Here is a 16,922-nt window from a genome sequence, read left to right on the forward strand (position 1 = left end):
GGAAAAGATTATGCATATGCATAAATTCGAAAAAATTTGGCTAGCCTTTGGAATTGGCGCTCTGGTTGTTTTCTTAACAACTGTAGGTGTAAGCGCGTTCTATCTTGGCAACAAGCCGCCGAGCTGTTTAACGACGATTAATGTAGATAAGGTCGATCAAACGAAACCCTTTGATAAACCGGGATTACATAAGGTTGAAGGGAAAGATTGGGACTATGAGTTAGTCTATGTTGCTTCGGCTTTCTCCTATAATCCAGTAAAAGTGGAAGTACCACTTGGAGCAAAGGTGAAAGTTATTGCTACAACTAAAGACGTCGTCCATGGCTTTGAGGTTGCGGGAACAAATATCAACATGATGCTGGAGCCTGGTTATGTCAGTGAATATACGACAACATTTGATAAAGCAGGAGAATATTTAATTGTTTGTAATGAATATTGTGGTGCTGGACATCATTTAATGAGTTCGATGATTGAGGTGAAAAAATAATGACTAACTCCATAACAACGAAAGTAAAAGTGGACCCGCGAGATGCAAAGCTTTCAATGGCGCATTTTTTTGTTGCCTTCTCTGCTCTTGCACTTGGAGGTTTAATGGGGCTATTACAAACCCTTGTCCGTTCCGGAAAATGGGAGCTTCCATGGGGCATTGATTATTACCAAATCCTAACTGTCCATGGTGTTTTAATGGGATTGGTTTTAACGACGTTTTTTATTATGGGATTTCAATATGCTGCGGTAAGCAGAACCACTGGAGGTCATTCAATTGCTGCCCGCCGAAGCGGCTGGATCGGTTTTTGGATAATGTTAGTAGGAACTTTAATGGCAGCAACCATGGTTTTGCTAAAAGAAGCTTCTGTACTTTACACTTTTTATGCACCACTTAAAGCACATTGGATTTTTTACTTAGGTTTAACGTTTGTAGTAATTGGAAGCTGGATTGATGGTTCGGCTCAAATCATGACCTATGCAAAATGGCGAAAAAACAATCCAGGTCAGCCAAGTCCATTATTAAGTTTTATGGCTGTAATAAATACTGTCATGTGGATTATTGCTACATTGGGCGTTGCAGCAACGGTATTGTTCCAATTACTTCCTTGGTCGCTTGGATTAGTGGATACTGTTGATGTATTAGTAAGTCGGACTTTATTTTGGTATTTTGGTCACCCACTCGTTTATTTCTGGCTTTTACCTGCGTACATGTGCTGGTATGCGATTATCCCGAAAATTATCGGTGGAAAAATTTTCTCTGATTCATTGGCACGCTTGTCATTTATTTTGTTTCTGCTCTTCTCGATTCCGGTTGGTTTTCACCACCAATTAACAGAGCCAGGGATTGACCCTGCTTGGAAATTCTTACAGGTTATCTTAACATTCATGGTTATTATTCCATCATTAATGACTGCTTTCTCGTTATTCGCTACGTTTGAAAGATATGGTCGCTCAAAAGGAGCAACAGGCCTTTTTGGCTGGTTTAAAGTTCTGCCTTGGAATGACGCTAGGTTTACTGTTCCATTTATTGGGATGGCTTCATTTATTCCTGCTGGTGCTGGTGGGATCATTAACGCTTCCAACCAAATGGACCAAGTGGTGCATAACACCATTTGGGTAACTGGTCACTTCCATTTAACTGCGGCAACATCCGTTGTATTAACGTTCTTTGGAATTTCTTATTGGCTTGTTCCACATTTAACCGGCCGCAAATTAACAAAAGCTATGAATAAATTAGGTATCATTCAAGCTTGGGTATGGTTCATTGGAATGGCCTTCATGTCGGGTGCCATGCACTTCCAAGGCCTTTTAGGCGGACCAAGACGTTCTGCATTCTCTACTTATGGTGGAGCCAAACAAGCAGCTGAATGGGTTCCATATCAAATTGCACAAGCAGTGGGTGGAACAATTTTATTCCTAGGAATTATTCTGATGATTATCATATTCATCAATCTTGCCTTCTTTGCTCCTAAAGGGGATGAAGAATTCCCTGTAGCGGTAGCTGAGAATCTTGAGGAAAAAGCACCAATGGTATTTGAAAACTGGAAATTATGGCTAGGAATTGCCGCAGCCTTAATTCTTTTCGCTTACACGATTCCATTTATCGATATTATTCAAAACTCCCCTCCAGGCTCAAAAGGATTCCAGACCTGGAGTAAATGGTAATAAGAAAAGCGCAAACGCCCTGGAGCAGGACAATTCTCAAAGCAAAATATTAATAATTTAACAAGACTTCAATCTTTTCGATTGAAGTCTTGTTTCATTAATTTAATCTATATACCTTTCCAAACTTCTCATATAGATAATCAATTAAATATTTGGAATTTAGGCCCTCTCCGGTAACATCCTGTAAGATTTCAAGCGGCTTTTTCATTTTGCCGTATCGATGGATATTAGCTGTCAGCCATTCTTTGATTGGAATAAGGTTCCCCTCTTCGACTAATTGATTAAAATTCGGTAGATCTTCGACCATTTTCTGCTTAAATTGTGCTGCATACATATACCCTAAGGCATAGGAAGGGAAATAACCAAAGCTGCCTCCCGCCCAATGGACGTCCTGCAGCACACCCAATGCATCATTTTCAGGACGAATGCCTAAATACTCTTCGTACTTATCATTCCATATCTTTGGTAAGTCCTTCACAGCAACATCATCATTAAATAACCCTTTTTCAATTTCATAACGAATTATCACATGGAGCGGATATGTTAGTTCGTCCGCTTCAATTCTAATGAATGATGGTTTCGATTCATTAATAGCACGATAAAAATCTTCAATTTCCACTTGGTCAAATTGTCCAGTTGCATAGTCTTTCAGCAGTTGGTAATTATTTTTCCAAAATGAAAAGCTTCTTCCCAGGATATTCTCATAAAAAAGGGACTGCGACTCATGAATCCCCATAGAGGTACCCGTGCAAAGCGGTGTACCAATTAAGTATTTAGAAATATTCTGTTCATATAAAGCATGACCACCTTCATGTATCGTCCCAAAAACGGCAGTACGAAAGTCGTTTTCATTATAATTTGTGGTCACACGGACATCACCAGGGTTTAATCCTGTTGCAAAGGGATGAACCGTTTCATCCAGACGGCCTGCTTTGAAATTATAACCCATTTTTTCAAGAATTTTTAAACTCAATTCACGTTGGTTTTCCTTAGGAAATTTTTTAAATAGAAAATCAGTTTTAGGTTTGTTTGACGACTCTGAAATTTGTTTGACTAAAGGCACAATTTTCTCCCTTAGTTCCGCAAATACTTGATCTAATACATTCATCGTCATACCAGGCTCATACATATCTAATAACACATCGTATTTGTTTTGTTCATGCCCCCAATAACCTACGAATTTCTTAGTCATAGCAACCAGTTTTTCTAAGTAAGGACTGAACAAAGCAAAATCTGAATGTTCTTTCGCTTCCTCCCAAACACTTTCAGCCTTAGATTGGAGAATGACAAACTCTTTATACTCCTCAGCGGGGATTCTTTTATTTCGTTCATATTCTTTTTTGCACTCATCGAGAATTTTTCTAGTTCTTTCGGACAGGGGCTGTTTTCCTAAACTTGCTATATATGCAGCCATTTCCTCAGAGGTAGACATTTTAAATACTTCCGAGGAAAGCATTCCAATCACTTCAGACCGTCGCTCCACACCTTGTTTGGGAGCCCCTGTTCTTAAATCCCAATATATTAATCCTAATGCTTCATTATAGGCTGACATCTTTTTCACGTAATCCAAAAACTCTTTTTCTAGTAGCTGCTTATTCATTCCATATCCCCCTTTAGATTCCCATTTAAATTTTAACACATTATTCAGAAAAATAGGTAAATGGCTATAACCATCGGAATAAAAAAACAACAGAAAGAAATTCTGTTGTAAAATAGAAATATAGGGAAAAGAGGATGAATCCTGGAAAATAAATAGATTGGAAAATTTAGCAATGGTTAAGTTAATCAAGTTTAATTGAAATTAATTTTTAAGGGAACTACTTTTTAGCAATAGCTACTCTCCAAGTTTCTGGACCTTCTTCAAGGTACTCCCAAGAAAATTGCTCTGGTCTTTCCATCATGAATTGATATAACAATGGTCTTGGATCGTGGTCATTGACAATCATCATCGTTTCACCAGATGCTAGTTCGTCAAAGCCATTAAAAATGGTAGGATGTTTCTCACGTGGTGGGAAATCTGGTACATTGATAACTTTTGCGTATGTTTGCATTATTATCACTCCTATTAATTTGTTAACTTCTCTTTTATTATATTAAAACCTGTATGAAAACTTAGTGAGAGGCATCACACCAAAAACATGATTTTGCTTAAACGGGGGGATGACAATGAAGGAACTCATTGGAAAGTGTACATGCTGTAGTAAAGAAATCTATTGTTTGGATGGTTTTTTTAACGGGGTCCATACAGAGGAGAAAGAAATCTATTGTTTTGAGTGTTTTGAGAAAAAGAGCAAAGAAAATCCGCAAAGCTGACCTTTGCGGATTTTTAATGATTACTCTTCATCTATTGATAAATCTTTAACTGGAAGCTTTTCTCCTTCTTTATGTGTTGGCTTTCTCAAATTAAAGATTGCCTTAATACAGAATACTAACAATATCACTACGCCAATTAAGAATATGGTGTCAGGCACCGCGCGCCAAGTTAATAATGTTTCAACAATATCCTTTTGTAAGAAAGATGCTGAACGAGATGCTGCATATCCATGATTAAATGCTTCTTTAATTTGGATGAATCCGACTGGAAGTAAGGATAGGAACACCATTCCTGCGAGTCCAATGTTTAACAAGATACAGCTGATTTTAATCCATTTATCATTCCATGCTTCTGGCTTTACAATATTTCTTAAGGAGTAAAGAAGTACTGCACATGCGAACATACCGTATACCCCCATCATCGAACCATGGCCGTGTGCTGGGGTTAAGAATTGTCCATGTTCAAAATAGCTGACAGCAGGCAGGTTAATCAAGAAGCCAAGCACACCTGCACCGACTAAGTTCCAAATGGCAACTGAGATTAAGAACCAGAATGTTCCTTTGTAAGGGAAATTTACTCCACCCTCACGCATCATTTTGTATTGCTCATATGCTTCAAGGATTAACAATGTTAACGGAATAACTTCTAATGCAGAGAATACAGCGCCGAGAGACAGCCAAATTTCTGCAGAACCATTGTAGTAATAATGGTGCCCGATTCCGATTACCCCGCTGCCCAAGAGAAGGATCAATTGGAAATAAAGTTGTCTTACGGTAGATTTCTTCGTTACGAGGCCCAGTTGAACCAATAAGAAACCAATAACTACAACTGCAAACACTTCAAAAATACCTTCTACCCATAAGTGGATAATCCACCAGCGCCAGTAATCGGCAAATGTAAAGCTGGTACCTGGGTTGATAAATAAGGCAAAAATATAGAAAGCTGGTACAGCAATCGCTGAGTAGAATAATAGGTGAATGAGTCCGCCTTTATCTGTTTCTCGCTTAAGACCTGCCCTGACTCCACGATAAACAATAAACAGCCAGATAAGCATCCCCACAATGAGAATGAGCTGCCAAACACGTCCTAGTTCAATATATTCCCAACCTGTATGTCCAAATAAGAACCACTTGTTTCCTAAATAACCATTTGCACCAAGCCATTCTCCAACCATACTTCCGGCAACAAGAACCACCAGTGCCCAGAATAAAATATCTACTAATAGACCTTGTTTCTTAGGTTCATACCCGCCAACAAGCGGTGCAACATAAATTCCCATTCCAAGCCAGGCTGTAGCTATCCAGAAAATAGCCAGCTGCAGGTGGTAACCTTTTGAAATATTAAATGGAAGAATATCATGAATCCACTTCATTCCAAAGAAACTATCTGGTTCGATATAATAGTGAGCTAGTAAAGCCCCAAACATACATTGTACAAAGAATAAAGCAGCAACAATCACGAAGTATTTCCCTGTTTTCACTTGTGAACTTGTCACTGGCATTTTTCGTAGATCAATCTGCGGGAAATTACCTTCTTTATACGCTTCCTGCATTCCAAAATTATAACGGTAGAACACGAATAGGATAATTCCTACCATTAATACAAATAATGTAATGCTTGCCCCGCTCCACCAAACGGCTGAAAAGGATAATTGGTTGCCTGCGTCTTCATAATATGGCCAATTATTCGTATAAGTAATTTTATCACCTTCACGAACCGTACTTGAAAGCCAGGCAGTCCAGAAGAAGAAATCTGATATTTGTGTAATTTGGTCGCCTTTTGCAACATACGCACGATCTGTTTTAGGCATGTCGCCTTCTTTAATTAGATTTGGCTTTAATCCCCAGCCGTCACCTTTAGTGAATACCTCTTTATAGTACTCTCTAACTCTTTCAAGTCCAAACGCCTGTGCATTTGTTAACTTCATGGTATCGCTGCTTGAGTCATAACGGTTTTTCCGCATTTCTTTGATTACTTTATTTTTAATTGCTGATTTTTCATCATCATTTAAAGAAGCATAGTCTTTACTATATTGTTCATTTGCCCTAAAGTCTTGCATTCCCTCAGTATATAACTTTAAAGCTTCCGCCGTATAGTCAGGACCCATATATGAACCGTGACCTAAAACAGTACCATAATCCATTAATCCGTACTTTTGAAAAACGGCCTGTCCACCCATGATGGATTCTTTTGTAAATAGAACTTCACCTTTTTCATTAGTTACTTCGACAGGTCTTGGTGCCTGTTCTTTAAAAATCCAATATCCCCCAACTAGTAAAACAGTGAAGCTGAGCAATATTGTGATCACTAATACTGATTTAAGCAATGCATTTTTATTCGCCTTCACCACTTTTTTTGGTGGTGTTCCTCGTTGTATTTCCATAACCCTTCATCCTTTCGTGTTTCATTACCTTTCGTATTGTAACTTTCACAAGTCTGACACAAAGTGAAGCATTTCATCCTTTTCCTGTGATATTTGCCACACACCTGTTAGACTGAGAATAATTTTCATAAAAACTAGTTAACTATGACGGAGGTCACATTATTACTTGTAAAACATTGCTACAATCTAACTAAATCATAATTACTAATACGAAGGTGATGTTAATGAGGCAAGAAGACATTGTGAATAGATTATCTGTTGTCCCCATCTTTAAGGAATTGTCAGTAGAAGAACTGAAGCCAATCGTGAAGATTGCACAAACTCGGTTTTATAAACATAAGATGTATGTTTTTATGCAGGACGATCCACTTGACCGCGTGTTTTTTATTCATAGTGGAAAGATTAAGATTTGCAAAACAGACCTATCAGGTAAAGAACAACTAATTTCCGTCCTTGAGCCTGGTGAAATGTTTCCACATGCAGGATTTTTCAGAAAGGGCAATTTTCCAGCCCATGCTGAAGTAATGGAGGATGCTAATCTCATTATCATTCCGATTGATAAGTTTGAAGAAATTCTCATTACCTATCCAGAACTTTGTATTAAACTCTTTAAAGTATTGGGAGAAAAAATAGTAGATTTACAAGGAAGATTAGAAGCACAGGTACTTCATAATACTTTTGAACAAATTATTTTACTGCTGGTTAGGCTTTGTAAATCTAATGGAGAAATGATTGATGGCCGTTATAGACTCACCACACAGTTTACCAATCGTGAATTAGCTAATATGATTGGTACCTCAAGAGAAACGGTAAGCAGGACGATTAATCAAGTGAAAAAGAAAAACTTTATTACACTCGACGAGGAGGGGTATTACCTTATCGACCGGGATGCACTTCAACAGGAATTGTTCTATTAATAAATAGATTTCAATTAAATATAGGGAGATGTAAATACAATGGAACAGAAAATTATTGAACTAGATGTAAGAGAAGATTTAAAGAATAAAATAGAACCCTTCCAAAAAATTATGGAGGCAATTAAGGAGCTAAAAGGAAATGATATCTTTATCCTACATGCCCCTTTTAAACCCTCACCACTCTTCACGGTATTAAAGGCGAAAGGCTTTACACACGAGGAAGAAGAAATTGATCATAAGCATTGGAAAGTAACTTTCACAAAAAAAGCTTAAGGAAGAAGGGGAAATTGTATGATTTTAGATAATCGCGGTTTAGAACCGCCACAACCAATGATGCGAACCTTAGCTGCCTTGGAAACCCTCGGAGAAAATGAAACATTAACAATAATTAATGATAGAAGGCCCATGTTTCTCTATGAGCAGCTTGAGGAATTGGGTTATCAACAACGAACAGAACAACAAAGTGACGGAAGTTTTAAAATCCAAATCTTCCGGTAAGCGGGGTGAATGATCATGCTTCCTCAAAATATGGGAAGTGAAACAAATATTAAACTTCCATTTTCATTTATTTTGTTTAGTTTAATTGCATTAGTACTTTCGCAAATTCTCCTATTAGTAAATGGTCAATTAATAGCTTCAGGGACTTTTAGAATTCCTGTGATCTGGTCTTCAGCCCATTTATTAGTTTTAGGCTGGTCATTAATGGCTGCCATGGGATCGATGTATCAATTGGTACCAGTTGCTTTCCTAACTAAAATATGGAATGAAACATTCGGATTTATTCAATTCTTCGTAACAGCCGTTGGAATTGTTTCATTTTCAGGGATGTTATATTGGTCGCCGCAAAATGCGATGCTGCCCGGCATCCTCATGCTGCTTGGGATCTTAATGTTCTTATTCCAAATGTTTATGACCCTTAAAACACAAGCAAAACCAACTATTCTTACTGCTTTTGTAGGTTCCGCGCTTGTTTGTTTATTTATTACAATTTCCTTAGGGATTACCCTAATATATTGTTTAAAAACAGGTTTTGCTGGGGAATATTATCAATCCATCTTTAAAGCCCATTTATTACTGGGGATTACAGGCTGGTTTACACTGTTAATTTTCGGATTCTCTTACAAGATGGTGCCGATGTTTTCCTTATCCCATGGTTTTCCGATGGTCCAAGCAAAATATGTATTTACGTTTTATATTTCTGGTCTTTTCCTATCATTAATTTCATTCTTTACCAATAACAGTCTGCTATTGAAAATAGGATTCTTTTTACTCTTAGTCGGTTTTACTATTTTTAGCTGGCATATTAGCCTTATTATCAAAAAACGATTAAAAAAAACATTAGATAAACCATTTACGTTCGCACTTGTTGCGATTGGATTGGGGAATTTGATTCATTTGGCAGCATTTATCATGCTATGGAATCATCGATTCACGAACCTTATAGGAGCGCTTGTTTACGCCTATTTATTACTCTGGATCGTCTTAAGTATCGTTAGTTATTTATATAAAATCGTTCCATTTCTTTGGTGGACATTTAAATATAGTAAAGAAATAGGAAAAAACAAGGTTCCTTCATTAAAAGAAATGATGAATGAAAAAATTGTTATCCCCTTGTTTTCAATATTTATTGCAGCGATTTTGTCAGTCTTTTGTGCCTTAACCTTTCATATAACTGTTTTGTTTAATATCGGACAGACCATCCTGTCGATTATATTTATTATTATTGCATTCAGTATCCTGCACGTTTTAAAAAAATAGTGAGGTGTTTATGATGAATATCAAAGAAAAAATTTTAAGTGCATTAAAAAGTGTTTACGATCCAGAATTAAATATAAATGTAGTCGACCTCGGATTAATTTATAATATTGAGATTACAGAGTCGAATGATGTTACAATTACGATGACCTTAACTACGCCAGGCTGCCCGCTCCATGACAGTATAACAAGCGGGGTGCGATACAGTGTTGAGGGGATTGAAGAAACAAAAAAAGTAGATGTAAATCTGGTTTGGGAACCAGCATGGTCTCCGGATAAAATGACCTCTGAAGGACTCAAATTATTAGGAAGATAATATATAAAAACGGAAGCACACTTTACGGTGCTTCCGTTTTTTATCATGCTTTAGGTTCAGTAGGCAAAGCTTCTTTAACCCTCTCTAATACATCTGGGTTAATATGTTCATTTACCATAATATGAACTGCCCCTTGATCCTGTTCACTCCGTATCAAGCGTCCCACACCTTGGCGTAAGCGAAGGAGCATATACGGTAGTTCAACCTCCGTAAACGGATTTTCCACACCCGCTGTTTTTGCGGTAAAGACAGGATCATTCGGTGGAAATGGAAGTGAAAAGATCATCACATTTTCAAGCGATCTTCCTGGAATATCGAGGCCTTCCCATAGATGGATGGAACAAAGAATCGCATGTTCTTCATTCTGAAATTTAGAAACAAGTGTGCTAATTTCTTCATCGCCTTCAAAATAAATAGGATATGGGACTTCTCCAGAAAGATTTTTCTTAAGATATGCTAACTCCTCTTTATTATTGAGAAGAATTAATGCACGCCCCTCTGATTCGCGAATTCCCTTTAAAATATAGTCAATTTTTCCGTCCATATCAGCTTGTTTAAAGACAGGCAGGTAAATGTCCATCTTATCATCATAATCAAAGGGAGATGACACTGAGAACGAAAGATAGTCATCAACACCAAGACTCGCTGAAATATAATCGAACGATTTTTGATTTGCAAGCGTTGCAGAAGAGAAAATAAACGGTTTTTTCTGTGTGAACACTTCTTCCCGCATTACTTCTTCAACCATTTTTGGCATAATCACTAGTGTCCGTTCTCCCCCTTTTTCTTCGAACCAAGTAATTCCATTTAACTCCTGAAGAAAAAGTGATAAAGAATAAGTAATTTGTTCCAGGTATTCCTCTACAATTTTCAAATCGTATTCATTTATAACATATAACTCACTTTCAAATACTAATTCCTCTTCTAAGAATTGGAGAGTGGACAAAAGCTTTCTGCATGTCTTCAATACTAATGGGTGCTTAGTAATCATTTGTTTTTCAGACCCCTGTGAAAGGGAGGAGAATTGTGAAATTCCATCGAAAAATGCTTCATTATCTAATAAAGCCTCTTCTATCTTATATAAGGTCTTTTCTCGGACTTCATTTTCCATTAGTCTTGTAAGCAGTGTTTCTAAGGTATAATCTGTAAAACGGTAGCTTAACGCTTTCTGTGCCGCATATTCAAGAAGATGCCCTTCGTCAAAAACAACGGAAGAATGTTCGGGTAATAACGGCAGCTGTCCTTCACGCTTCCTCGATTCTTTTGTCCAAATATGTTCCATGTAAAAATCATGGGAACAGATAATTAAATCCTCAGAGTGGCGGTAATATTCTCTGTGTAGGGTCAACCCACAGCGGTGCCGCTTCTCACATGAAAAACAATCCTGGACAGCATCCCAGCTAACTTCACTCCACTTCTCATCAGATAATGTTGGATAGTCCCTTCTGTCGCCATATTTTTCAAAAGTTTGCATGGAGCCAACAGAATGAACGAAATCAGGCAGGTTTTCATATATACTTGCAATCTCATCGGAAAAGTCATTGTTCTTCGTTTGATCCAGCTTCTTTAAACATAGGTACTGATCTCGAGATTTAGCCAAGCGGACATCGATATCGAGTCCAAGGACCTTCTCTAACTTTGCGATATCTCCCTCTTTTTTCACCAACTGCTCAATTAAAGTCTCATCTGCACAGGCAATGACAGCCGGGCGATTCGTATAGCGAGCATACATGATCGCATAAAGCAAGTAAACGATTGTTTTCCCCGTACCAACTCCTGCTTCAGCAAACATTACTTTTTTATCTTTGAAGGCATTTTCAAGTTGAAAAGCCATATATATCTGTTCATCTCTTAATTCGAAGCCTGCTTCGGGCAATATGTCATAGAATAAGTCTCCGATCCATTCACCCAATTTTTCATAAAAAGACTCCGTTTTTGCAATTTCAAATGGCAAGCGTTTTTGCATGGTACCCTCCCCAAAAAACTTTCATGTTTCCAACAAAAATAATGTTTCATTTGAATTACTTGTCTTGATTTAAATCATCTTGACGCGGCGGTCTTTTTCCCCAATATTGATAAAGATCCGTACGAATAAAGCCGTTAAATAGTTTTCTCTTTTTTGTCGCGGGCTTACCATAAAATTGTTCGAACTGCTCGTTGGAAGTTAAGATATATTTAGACCATGTATCAAGTGCGTTGAATGCCTCGCCCATTTCTTTATACATTTGTTCGACTGCTTTTTTCTCCCCAAGTCTTTCACCATAAGGGGGATTCCCAACAATGACACCGTATTGCTTATTGGTAGAAATGTCTCTAACCTGCATTTGCTTAAAATGGATCAAATCCCCAAATCCAGCCTCAAAAGCATTGTCTTGCGCAATTTTCACCATTCTATGGTCGATATCTGACCCTAAAATATCTAAGGGCTGGTCGTAATTTGCTAAGTCCTCAGCTTCATTTCTAGCATCATCCCAAACTTTCGCCGGGATCCAATTCCAACGTTCCGACACAAATTCCCTGTTAAACCCTGGAGCAATATTTTGCCCGATCATTGCCGCTTCAATAGGAATCGTTCCAGAACCACAGAAAGGGTCCATAAAGGGACGGTCTGCTTTCCAATTAGTGAGTAGAACTAGCGCAGCTGCAAGGGTTTCCTTTAGAGGCGCCTCACCTTGATCCACTCGATAACCGCGTTTATGCAGCCCTTGACCACTCGTGTCAATGGTAATGGTCGCAACGTCTTTTAGTAAGGCTACTTCGATCCGATAATAGGCACCGTTTTCTTCAAACCAAGTACTTCGCTTGTAGTGTTGTTTCATCCGTTCCACAACAGCTTTCTTCACGATGGCCTGACAATCAGATACACTAAAGAGCTTTGACTTCACTGATTTCCCCACAACGGGAAATTCAGCATCTTCGGGTAAAAATTTCTCCCATGGCAGGGCCTTTGTTTTTTCAAATAATTCATCAAAGGTGTATGCCTTAAATTCTCCAATTTTAATCTTAATTCGATCCGCCGTTCGAAGCCATAAATTACTGCGGGCAATAGCAGATTCATCCCCTATGTAGGTGACCTTTCCATTTTCAACTTCACAGTCATATCCTAATGCCCGGACTTCTTTGGCAACTAAGGCCTCCAGTCCCATGGCTGCAGTAGCTATTATTTGATATTTTCCCATTTCTTCACCCTTAATTCATTTCATTTGTATGTATATGGATTTCATTATTGACAAAAAGTGGTTTTTGAATGCAGTTTGCTGATTAATAACAATAAAAAGCTCTCCTTATTAGGAGAGCCGTTTATATCCAGCATTCATTCCCATTAATAACGTTCTGTAAGCCATGTTCTGTACCAGTGTACTACAAACGACACGGGTGTGTCTCGTACTTAGGTGGTAATCATCTATCTACAGACTCAAATTTGAGCCTGTCCTTCTCCTTGTTCAATTCCTCAGAGAAAGTGCCCCTACCATTATTTGGGTTTCTCGCTCGTGGGGTTTACCCGTTCCACCCTTTCCATTTCTGGAAAGACTACGTCACTGTGGCACTTTTATAGGTATTCATACCATATCCCAAAAGGACTTAGGTATTTTCCCGGCCGTCAGTTGGATGCTAGCCCCAACTGCCCTAGCTTATGAATTCACTAGGCACGAACACTACGAGCATCTCAGCTCGTGCGAGCATGGACTTTCCTCTGCAAGAATGCAAATGCATCTTACAGCGATTACCCGAACGTTATTAATGAATACAATTTATTATATGTATTTCACGCTGGTAATTCAATGGTTATTAACAGGAAATCTTCCTATTTTTTGTTAATCGTAAAGCTTGTTACCAAAAACATGTTTTTCAAGATTGGATAAGCGCTTCAAGATATCAAAATTCGTTGTTCCTGCAGGTTGTGCTGCTGGCTGTCTTTTGGAAGTTTCCTCAAGCTGTTTCCGGAGTCGAAGATTTTCCTGTTGAAGATCTTCAATCTCCTGATGAAAAGTTCCATAATCTTTAATGATTAAATCTAAAAACTTATCAACATCTTCTTGTTTATAACCGCGTACTCCAGACTTAAACTCTTTTTCTAAAATATCCTTGGCTGTTAATTTTACTTTATCTGACAGCATTCCATTCACCTCAGTATTCGCCAATCACTACCTATTATTTTTTCAAAAATATGTAGTTTTGTCAATTTTCATTTGTATTGAAAGTATTATGATTTTTAAAACAATTCAATATATGGAATAAAAACTGTAAAAATGACTAAAACTTAAAAATCAGACAGTTTCATCTGTTCTTCTTCCACGATCATCTGTAAATCATAAAATGTTATTAGTTCAATCGAGTATGAATATCTTTTTTGGTATTCCAAAGCCATTTCATAAAGATATTTTGGACTTCCTTCCTTTTCCTGATCATAAAGAAGGAGGAGCCCTTCGCTTTTTTCAATAAAAAATTGATTTTTTAAGCGAAATTGCCATGGTTTTTCATAGCCCTTTTTCGTAACAGAATCAATGAAATCCGCTTGTGCCAGGATCGATTCATACCATTCCCGGTTATTCTCTTTCCATGATGCTTGCTGGTCTAGAAATGGAGTAATTACCGCAAGTTTTAAATCAGGAAATTCCATCTGTAATTCAAAAACAACCTCAGCAGCCCATAGTTCCACGCCTAACTGACCACTGATCAGTACCCATTCTAATCCTTCTTCCACCATTGGTAGTAACGATTTCTTTATCGCAGCCTTAATAAATAAAACCGATGGATGATCATTCTTAAAAATCCCCAATTCAAACGGTTTATAACCGGATATGGCTAAAACTTTCATCTAAAATGTTCTCCTCAATGAAAAAATTTTTTAAAATGGACAAACATTTGGACAAGAATAGCATATCATGTAGTAAAAATAAATAAAAAACAAGGGCTGAAAAGCCCCTGTAATCGCCGTTTTGATATTAGCGTCTTGGTCCCATAAATGGTCCTGGTGCAAATCCTGGGCCTCCTGGACCTCCCATTCCTGGACCAAATCCTGGGCCTCCCATTCCTGGACCAAATCCTGGGCCCCCCATTCCTGGACCAAATCCTGGACCTCCCATTCCTGGGCCAAATCCTGGACCTCCTGGCAAAGCATTTGGCAAAGCATTTGCAGCAGGCAAAGTCGCTGGCATTGGAGCAGCACATGGGTTACAGCAATTAATTTGCTGGTTGCATACCTCTTCAGCGCATGATGCAGTTTGCGGGCAAAAATGTTTGTGTTGAAACAGATGATGATTCACCGTAGTTGTGTGGACAGGGTGAATATGGGGAACCACTGTTGTTGAAAACGTATGGTTCACAATTTGTTGAGTCGGATGAATAACAGGCGGCATAAAATTAGTTCCAAGATACATATGATAATCTCCCTTCAGTATTTTGTTTACATTACAGCCTATGTTGAAGGGATTACTCTTGTACTAATGAAAATACCTATTTTTCCTTGAGAACAGTTCATTTTCTTGATTTCTATTTATATATGTAAAACTGCCTAGCTTCTTGAACTATACATACTAGGCATATGCTTTTTTTATAGAAAAGAATAAAAGCTATCTTTTAAACTTGTAAAAATAACTGCAGTCAAACATACGACAACAAAAAATAAAAATAAAATCGCCTTGTACATATATTACCAGCTCCAAATGTTTTGTATTTCATTTTTTTCAATCCAATTTCAAATTTTACAACTTTTAACGTTGTTTAACAATATGGAAATGCTGGTTTTACAAACAAATTACAAAGTTTTTTTGACAAAAATGTGAACGTTATAATAATCCATCGTTTTTCAGTTATTTTTCCATTTTCCTTTCTAACCGCTGAAGCCTGAACTGAAGTTGTTCTAGACTGCATTGACCTGAAATTACGGCAGTTTGTTCCGATCGAGACACGAGCATGATCGCTTTCTGACAGTAATCTATGGCAAGTTCATAATCTTTTATTCTATGTTCATGAATTTTTGCGAGTTCTAAGCAGGCTTCCAACATCAGCCGAGTATCACCAGAATCGGTGACATCTGAATACAGCTCCATTGCTTTTACCCAATCTTTTTCCTTTTTGCGTTGTAAAGCCAAAGAAAATTTAGCTTGATAGGATGTCATATCACTGCCATTTACAAGTTTGCTTAATACTTTCTCGGCTTGATTTCTTTCCCCTAAAGCTGCGAACCAGCGCCCGACCTCAAAAGACTCCGACCTTGTTTGATCTATATCCACCCCGCAAAGCTGAAAGGTGATATGAGTATATAAGGTAACAAGCGATAAAATATCAATTTCATTATGCTTTAGAATACCCATCATCCCATCAGGTTGTTTACTCTCAATAAAATCAAAATAAATCATTGGAGCTAAAAAGCCCGGAATGTCATCAACTCTTTCTACACCAAGAACCTCTTTCTCAACCACAGCTAATTTCAAGCGTTCTAATTTATGCTTCCAAAGTCTCCGCGCGGCATGAAATAAATCAAAATGACCAAACTGCGGCAGTTTGGGTACATGTTCTCGAACTAAGGTATGCCTTGTTTTTACCTGCGGCCAATCAAATGACTTCCCATTGTAGGTCACTAATGTTTTATAATTGATTTTCTCTAGAAAGCTTTGATATAAAGGGACTTCTGCTCCTAGGTTTGGTAAAATATGTTGTCTCAAAACAAGGGAATCTCCCGAAATACTCGCATATCCAAGAAGGAAAATGGTGTTTCCTACACCTCCTCCGAGACCCGTTGTTTCGGTATCAAAAAAGAATAATTCGTCAGCTTGGTGTCCCTCTGCCGATAATGGATGATTAACGGGCTGGTTGTTCCAAATGTCGACTGCAGCGAGGAAATCACGAAAACAGTAATGCCCATGCTGATGCGAGAGTGGATATGTTACTTCTCTTATTAAACAGTAATTCTCGTCGAAATAATAAGGAAACACGTTTGCTTGCTCCCATTTCTCCTTGAAGGGAACCTCAATGCTAGCGGATTGTGGAGGAATGAAATTTTTTTCTGAAGTTCCGCTAGCAGAAAGATGTGGCTTTAGACGATTTAATTTATTTTTTAACGACATCGCTAATCTTCCT

Annotated in this window: 16 protein-coding genes and 1 other RNA gene; 7 read left to right on the forward strand and 10 right to left on the reverse strand. The window is 37.9% G+C overall.

The genetic code is table 11. From position 1 onward, the window contains the following. Positions 1 to 10 precede the first annotated feature (10 nt). Together M3610_RS04640 and M3610_RS04645 are read left to right on the forward strand one after the other, a co-directional pair. A complete protein-coding gene (locus tag M3610_RS04640; RefSeq protein ID WP_251456890.1) occupies positions 11 to 487 on the forward strand; it encodes a cytochrome c oxidase subunit II in 477 nt (158 codons plus the stop codon). After that, positions 487 to 2,154, forward strand: a complete 1,668-nt coding sequence (locus M3610_RS04645; RefSeq protein ID WP_251456892.1) for a b(o/a)3-type cytochrome-c oxidase subunit 1 — start codon at positions 487 to 489, stop codon at positions 2,152 to 2,154. The genes M3610_RS04640 and M3610_RS04645 overlap by 1 nt, the downstream gene beginning before the upstream one ends. A gap of 97 nt (positions 2,155 to 2,251) precedes the next feature. On the opposite strand, the gene M3610_RS04650 is transcribed toward M3610_RS04645, so the two are convergent. From M3610_RS04650 to M3610_RS04660, 3 genes are all read right to left on the reverse strand, one after another. Further along, entirely contained in the window at positions 2,252 to 3,754 is a 1,503-nt protein-coding gene (locus M3610_RS04650; protein ID WP_251456894.1) for a carboxypeptidase M32, read from the reverse strand. 217 nt (positions 3,755 to 3,971) lie between these two features. Continuing rightward, the gene (locus M3610_RS04655; RefSeq protein WP_098571189.1) at positions 3,972 to 4,205 is read right to left on the reverse strand and encodes a DUF2249 domain-containing protein; all 234 of its coding nucleotides are present in this window, start codon (positions 4,203 to 4,205) and stop codon (positions 3,972 to 3,974) included. 282 nt (positions 4,206 to 4,487) lie between these two features. Continuing rightward, on the reverse strand, positions 4,488 to 6,851 hold the full coding sequence (locus tag M3610_RS04660) for a nitric-oxide reductase large subunit (RefSeq protein ID WP_251456896.1): 2,364 nt from the start codon (positions 6,849 to 6,851) through the stop codon (positions 4,488 to 4,490). A 224-nt stretch (positions 6,852 to 7,075) separates the two neighbouring features. Between M3610_RS04660 and M3610_RS04665 the strand changes: the two genes are divergently transcribed. From M3610_RS04665 to M3610_RS04685, 5 genes are read left to right on the forward strand one after another with little or no spacing between them, the layout of a single operon-like run. Beyond that, the gene (locus tag M3610_RS04665) at positions 7,076 to 7,768 is read left to right on the forward strand and encodes a Crp/Fnr family transcriptional regulator (RefSeq protein WP_098571187.1); all 693 of its coding nucleotides are present in this window, start codon (positions 7,076 to 7,078) and stop codon (positions 7,766 to 7,768) included. A 39-nt stretch (positions 7,769 to 7,807) separates the two neighbouring features. Continuing rightward, entirely contained in the window at positions 7,808 to 8,041 is a 234-nt protein-coding gene (locus M3610_RS04670) for a DUF2249 domain-containing protein (protein WP_098571186.1), read from the forward strand. Positions 8,042 to 8,059: 18 nt separating this feature from the next. Further along, positions 8,060 to 8,266 carry a DUF2249 domain-containing protein gene (locus tag M3610_RS04675; RefSeq protein WP_251456898.1) on the forward strand — a complete coding sequence of 69 codons (207 nt, stop codon included), beginning with the start codon at positions 8,060 to 8,062 and terminating at the stop codon, positions 8,264 to 8,266. A 15-nt stretch (positions 8,267 to 8,281) separates the two neighbouring features. Then, on the forward strand, positions 8,282 to 9,526 hold the full coding sequence (locus M3610_RS04680) for a hypothetical protein (RefSeq protein ID WP_251456900.1): 1,245 nt from the start codon (positions 8,282 to 8,284) through the stop codon (positions 9,524 to 9,526). Between the two features lie 13 nt (positions 9,527 to 9,539). Continuing rightward, positions 9,540 to 9,839 (forward strand): metal-sulfur cluster assembly factor, encoded by a 300-nt coding sequence (locus tag M3610_RS04685; RefSeq protein ID WP_098571183.1) that lies wholly within the window; start codon positions 9,540 to 9,542, stop codon positions 9,837 to 9,839. Positions 9,840 to 9,882: 43 nt separating this feature from the next. Here M3610_RS04685 and M3610_RS04690 read toward each other — a convergent pair whose 3' ends face one another. From M3610_RS04690 to M3610_RS04725, 7 genes are all read right to left on the reverse strand, one after another. Then, positions 9,883 to 11,805, reverse strand: a complete 1,923-nt coding sequence (locus M3610_RS04690) for an ATP-dependent DNA helicase (protein WP_251456902.1) — start codon at positions 11,803 to 11,805, stop codon at positions 9,883 to 9,885. Between the two features lie 55 nt (positions 11,806 to 11,860). Continuing rightward, positions 11,861 to 13,018: a THUMP domain-containing class I SAM-dependent RNA methyltransferase gene (locus tag M3610_RS04695; protein WP_251456904.1), complete on the reverse strand. Its 1,158-nt coding sequence runs from the start codon at positions 13,016 to 13,018 to the stop codon at positions 11,861 to 11,863. 152 nt (positions 13,019 to 13,170) lie between these two features. Further along, positions 13,171 to 13,575: RNase P RNA component class B (gene rnpB, locus M3610_RS04700), an RNA gene on the reverse strand. 79 nt (positions 13,576 to 13,654) lie between these two features. Beyond that, the gene (gpsB, locus tag M3610_RS04705; RefSeq protein WP_026563881.1) at positions 13,655 to 13,957 is read right to left on the reverse strand and encodes a cell division regulator GpsB; all 303 of its coding nucleotides are present in this window, start codon (positions 13,955 to 13,957) and stop codon (positions 13,655 to 13,657) included. Between the two features lie 143 nt (positions 13,958 to 14,100). Further along, the gene (locus M3610_RS04710; protein WP_251456906.1) at positions 14,101 to 14,658 is read right to left on the reverse strand and encodes an SLOG family protein; all 558 of its coding nucleotides are present in this window, start codon (positions 14,656 to 14,658) and stop codon (positions 14,101 to 14,103) included. Positions 14,659 to 14,785: 127 nt separating this feature from the next. Continuing rightward, positions 14,786 to 15,220, reverse strand: a complete 435-nt coding sequence (locus M3610_RS04715) for a CotD family spore coat protein (protein WP_251456908.1) — start codon at positions 15,218 to 15,220, stop codon at positions 14,786 to 14,788. 432 nt (positions 15,221 to 15,652) lie between these two features. Beyond that, complete coding sequence (locus tag M3610_RS04725) at positions 15,653 to 16,909, reverse strand: ribonuclease H-like domain-containing protein (RefSeq protein ID WP_251456910.1); 1,257 nt, start codon at positions 16,907 to 16,909, stop codon at positions 15,653 to 15,655. Between the last annotated feature and the right edge of the window lie 13 nt (positions 16,910 to 16,922).

Source organism: Neobacillus sp. MER 74, from assembly GCF_023714155.1.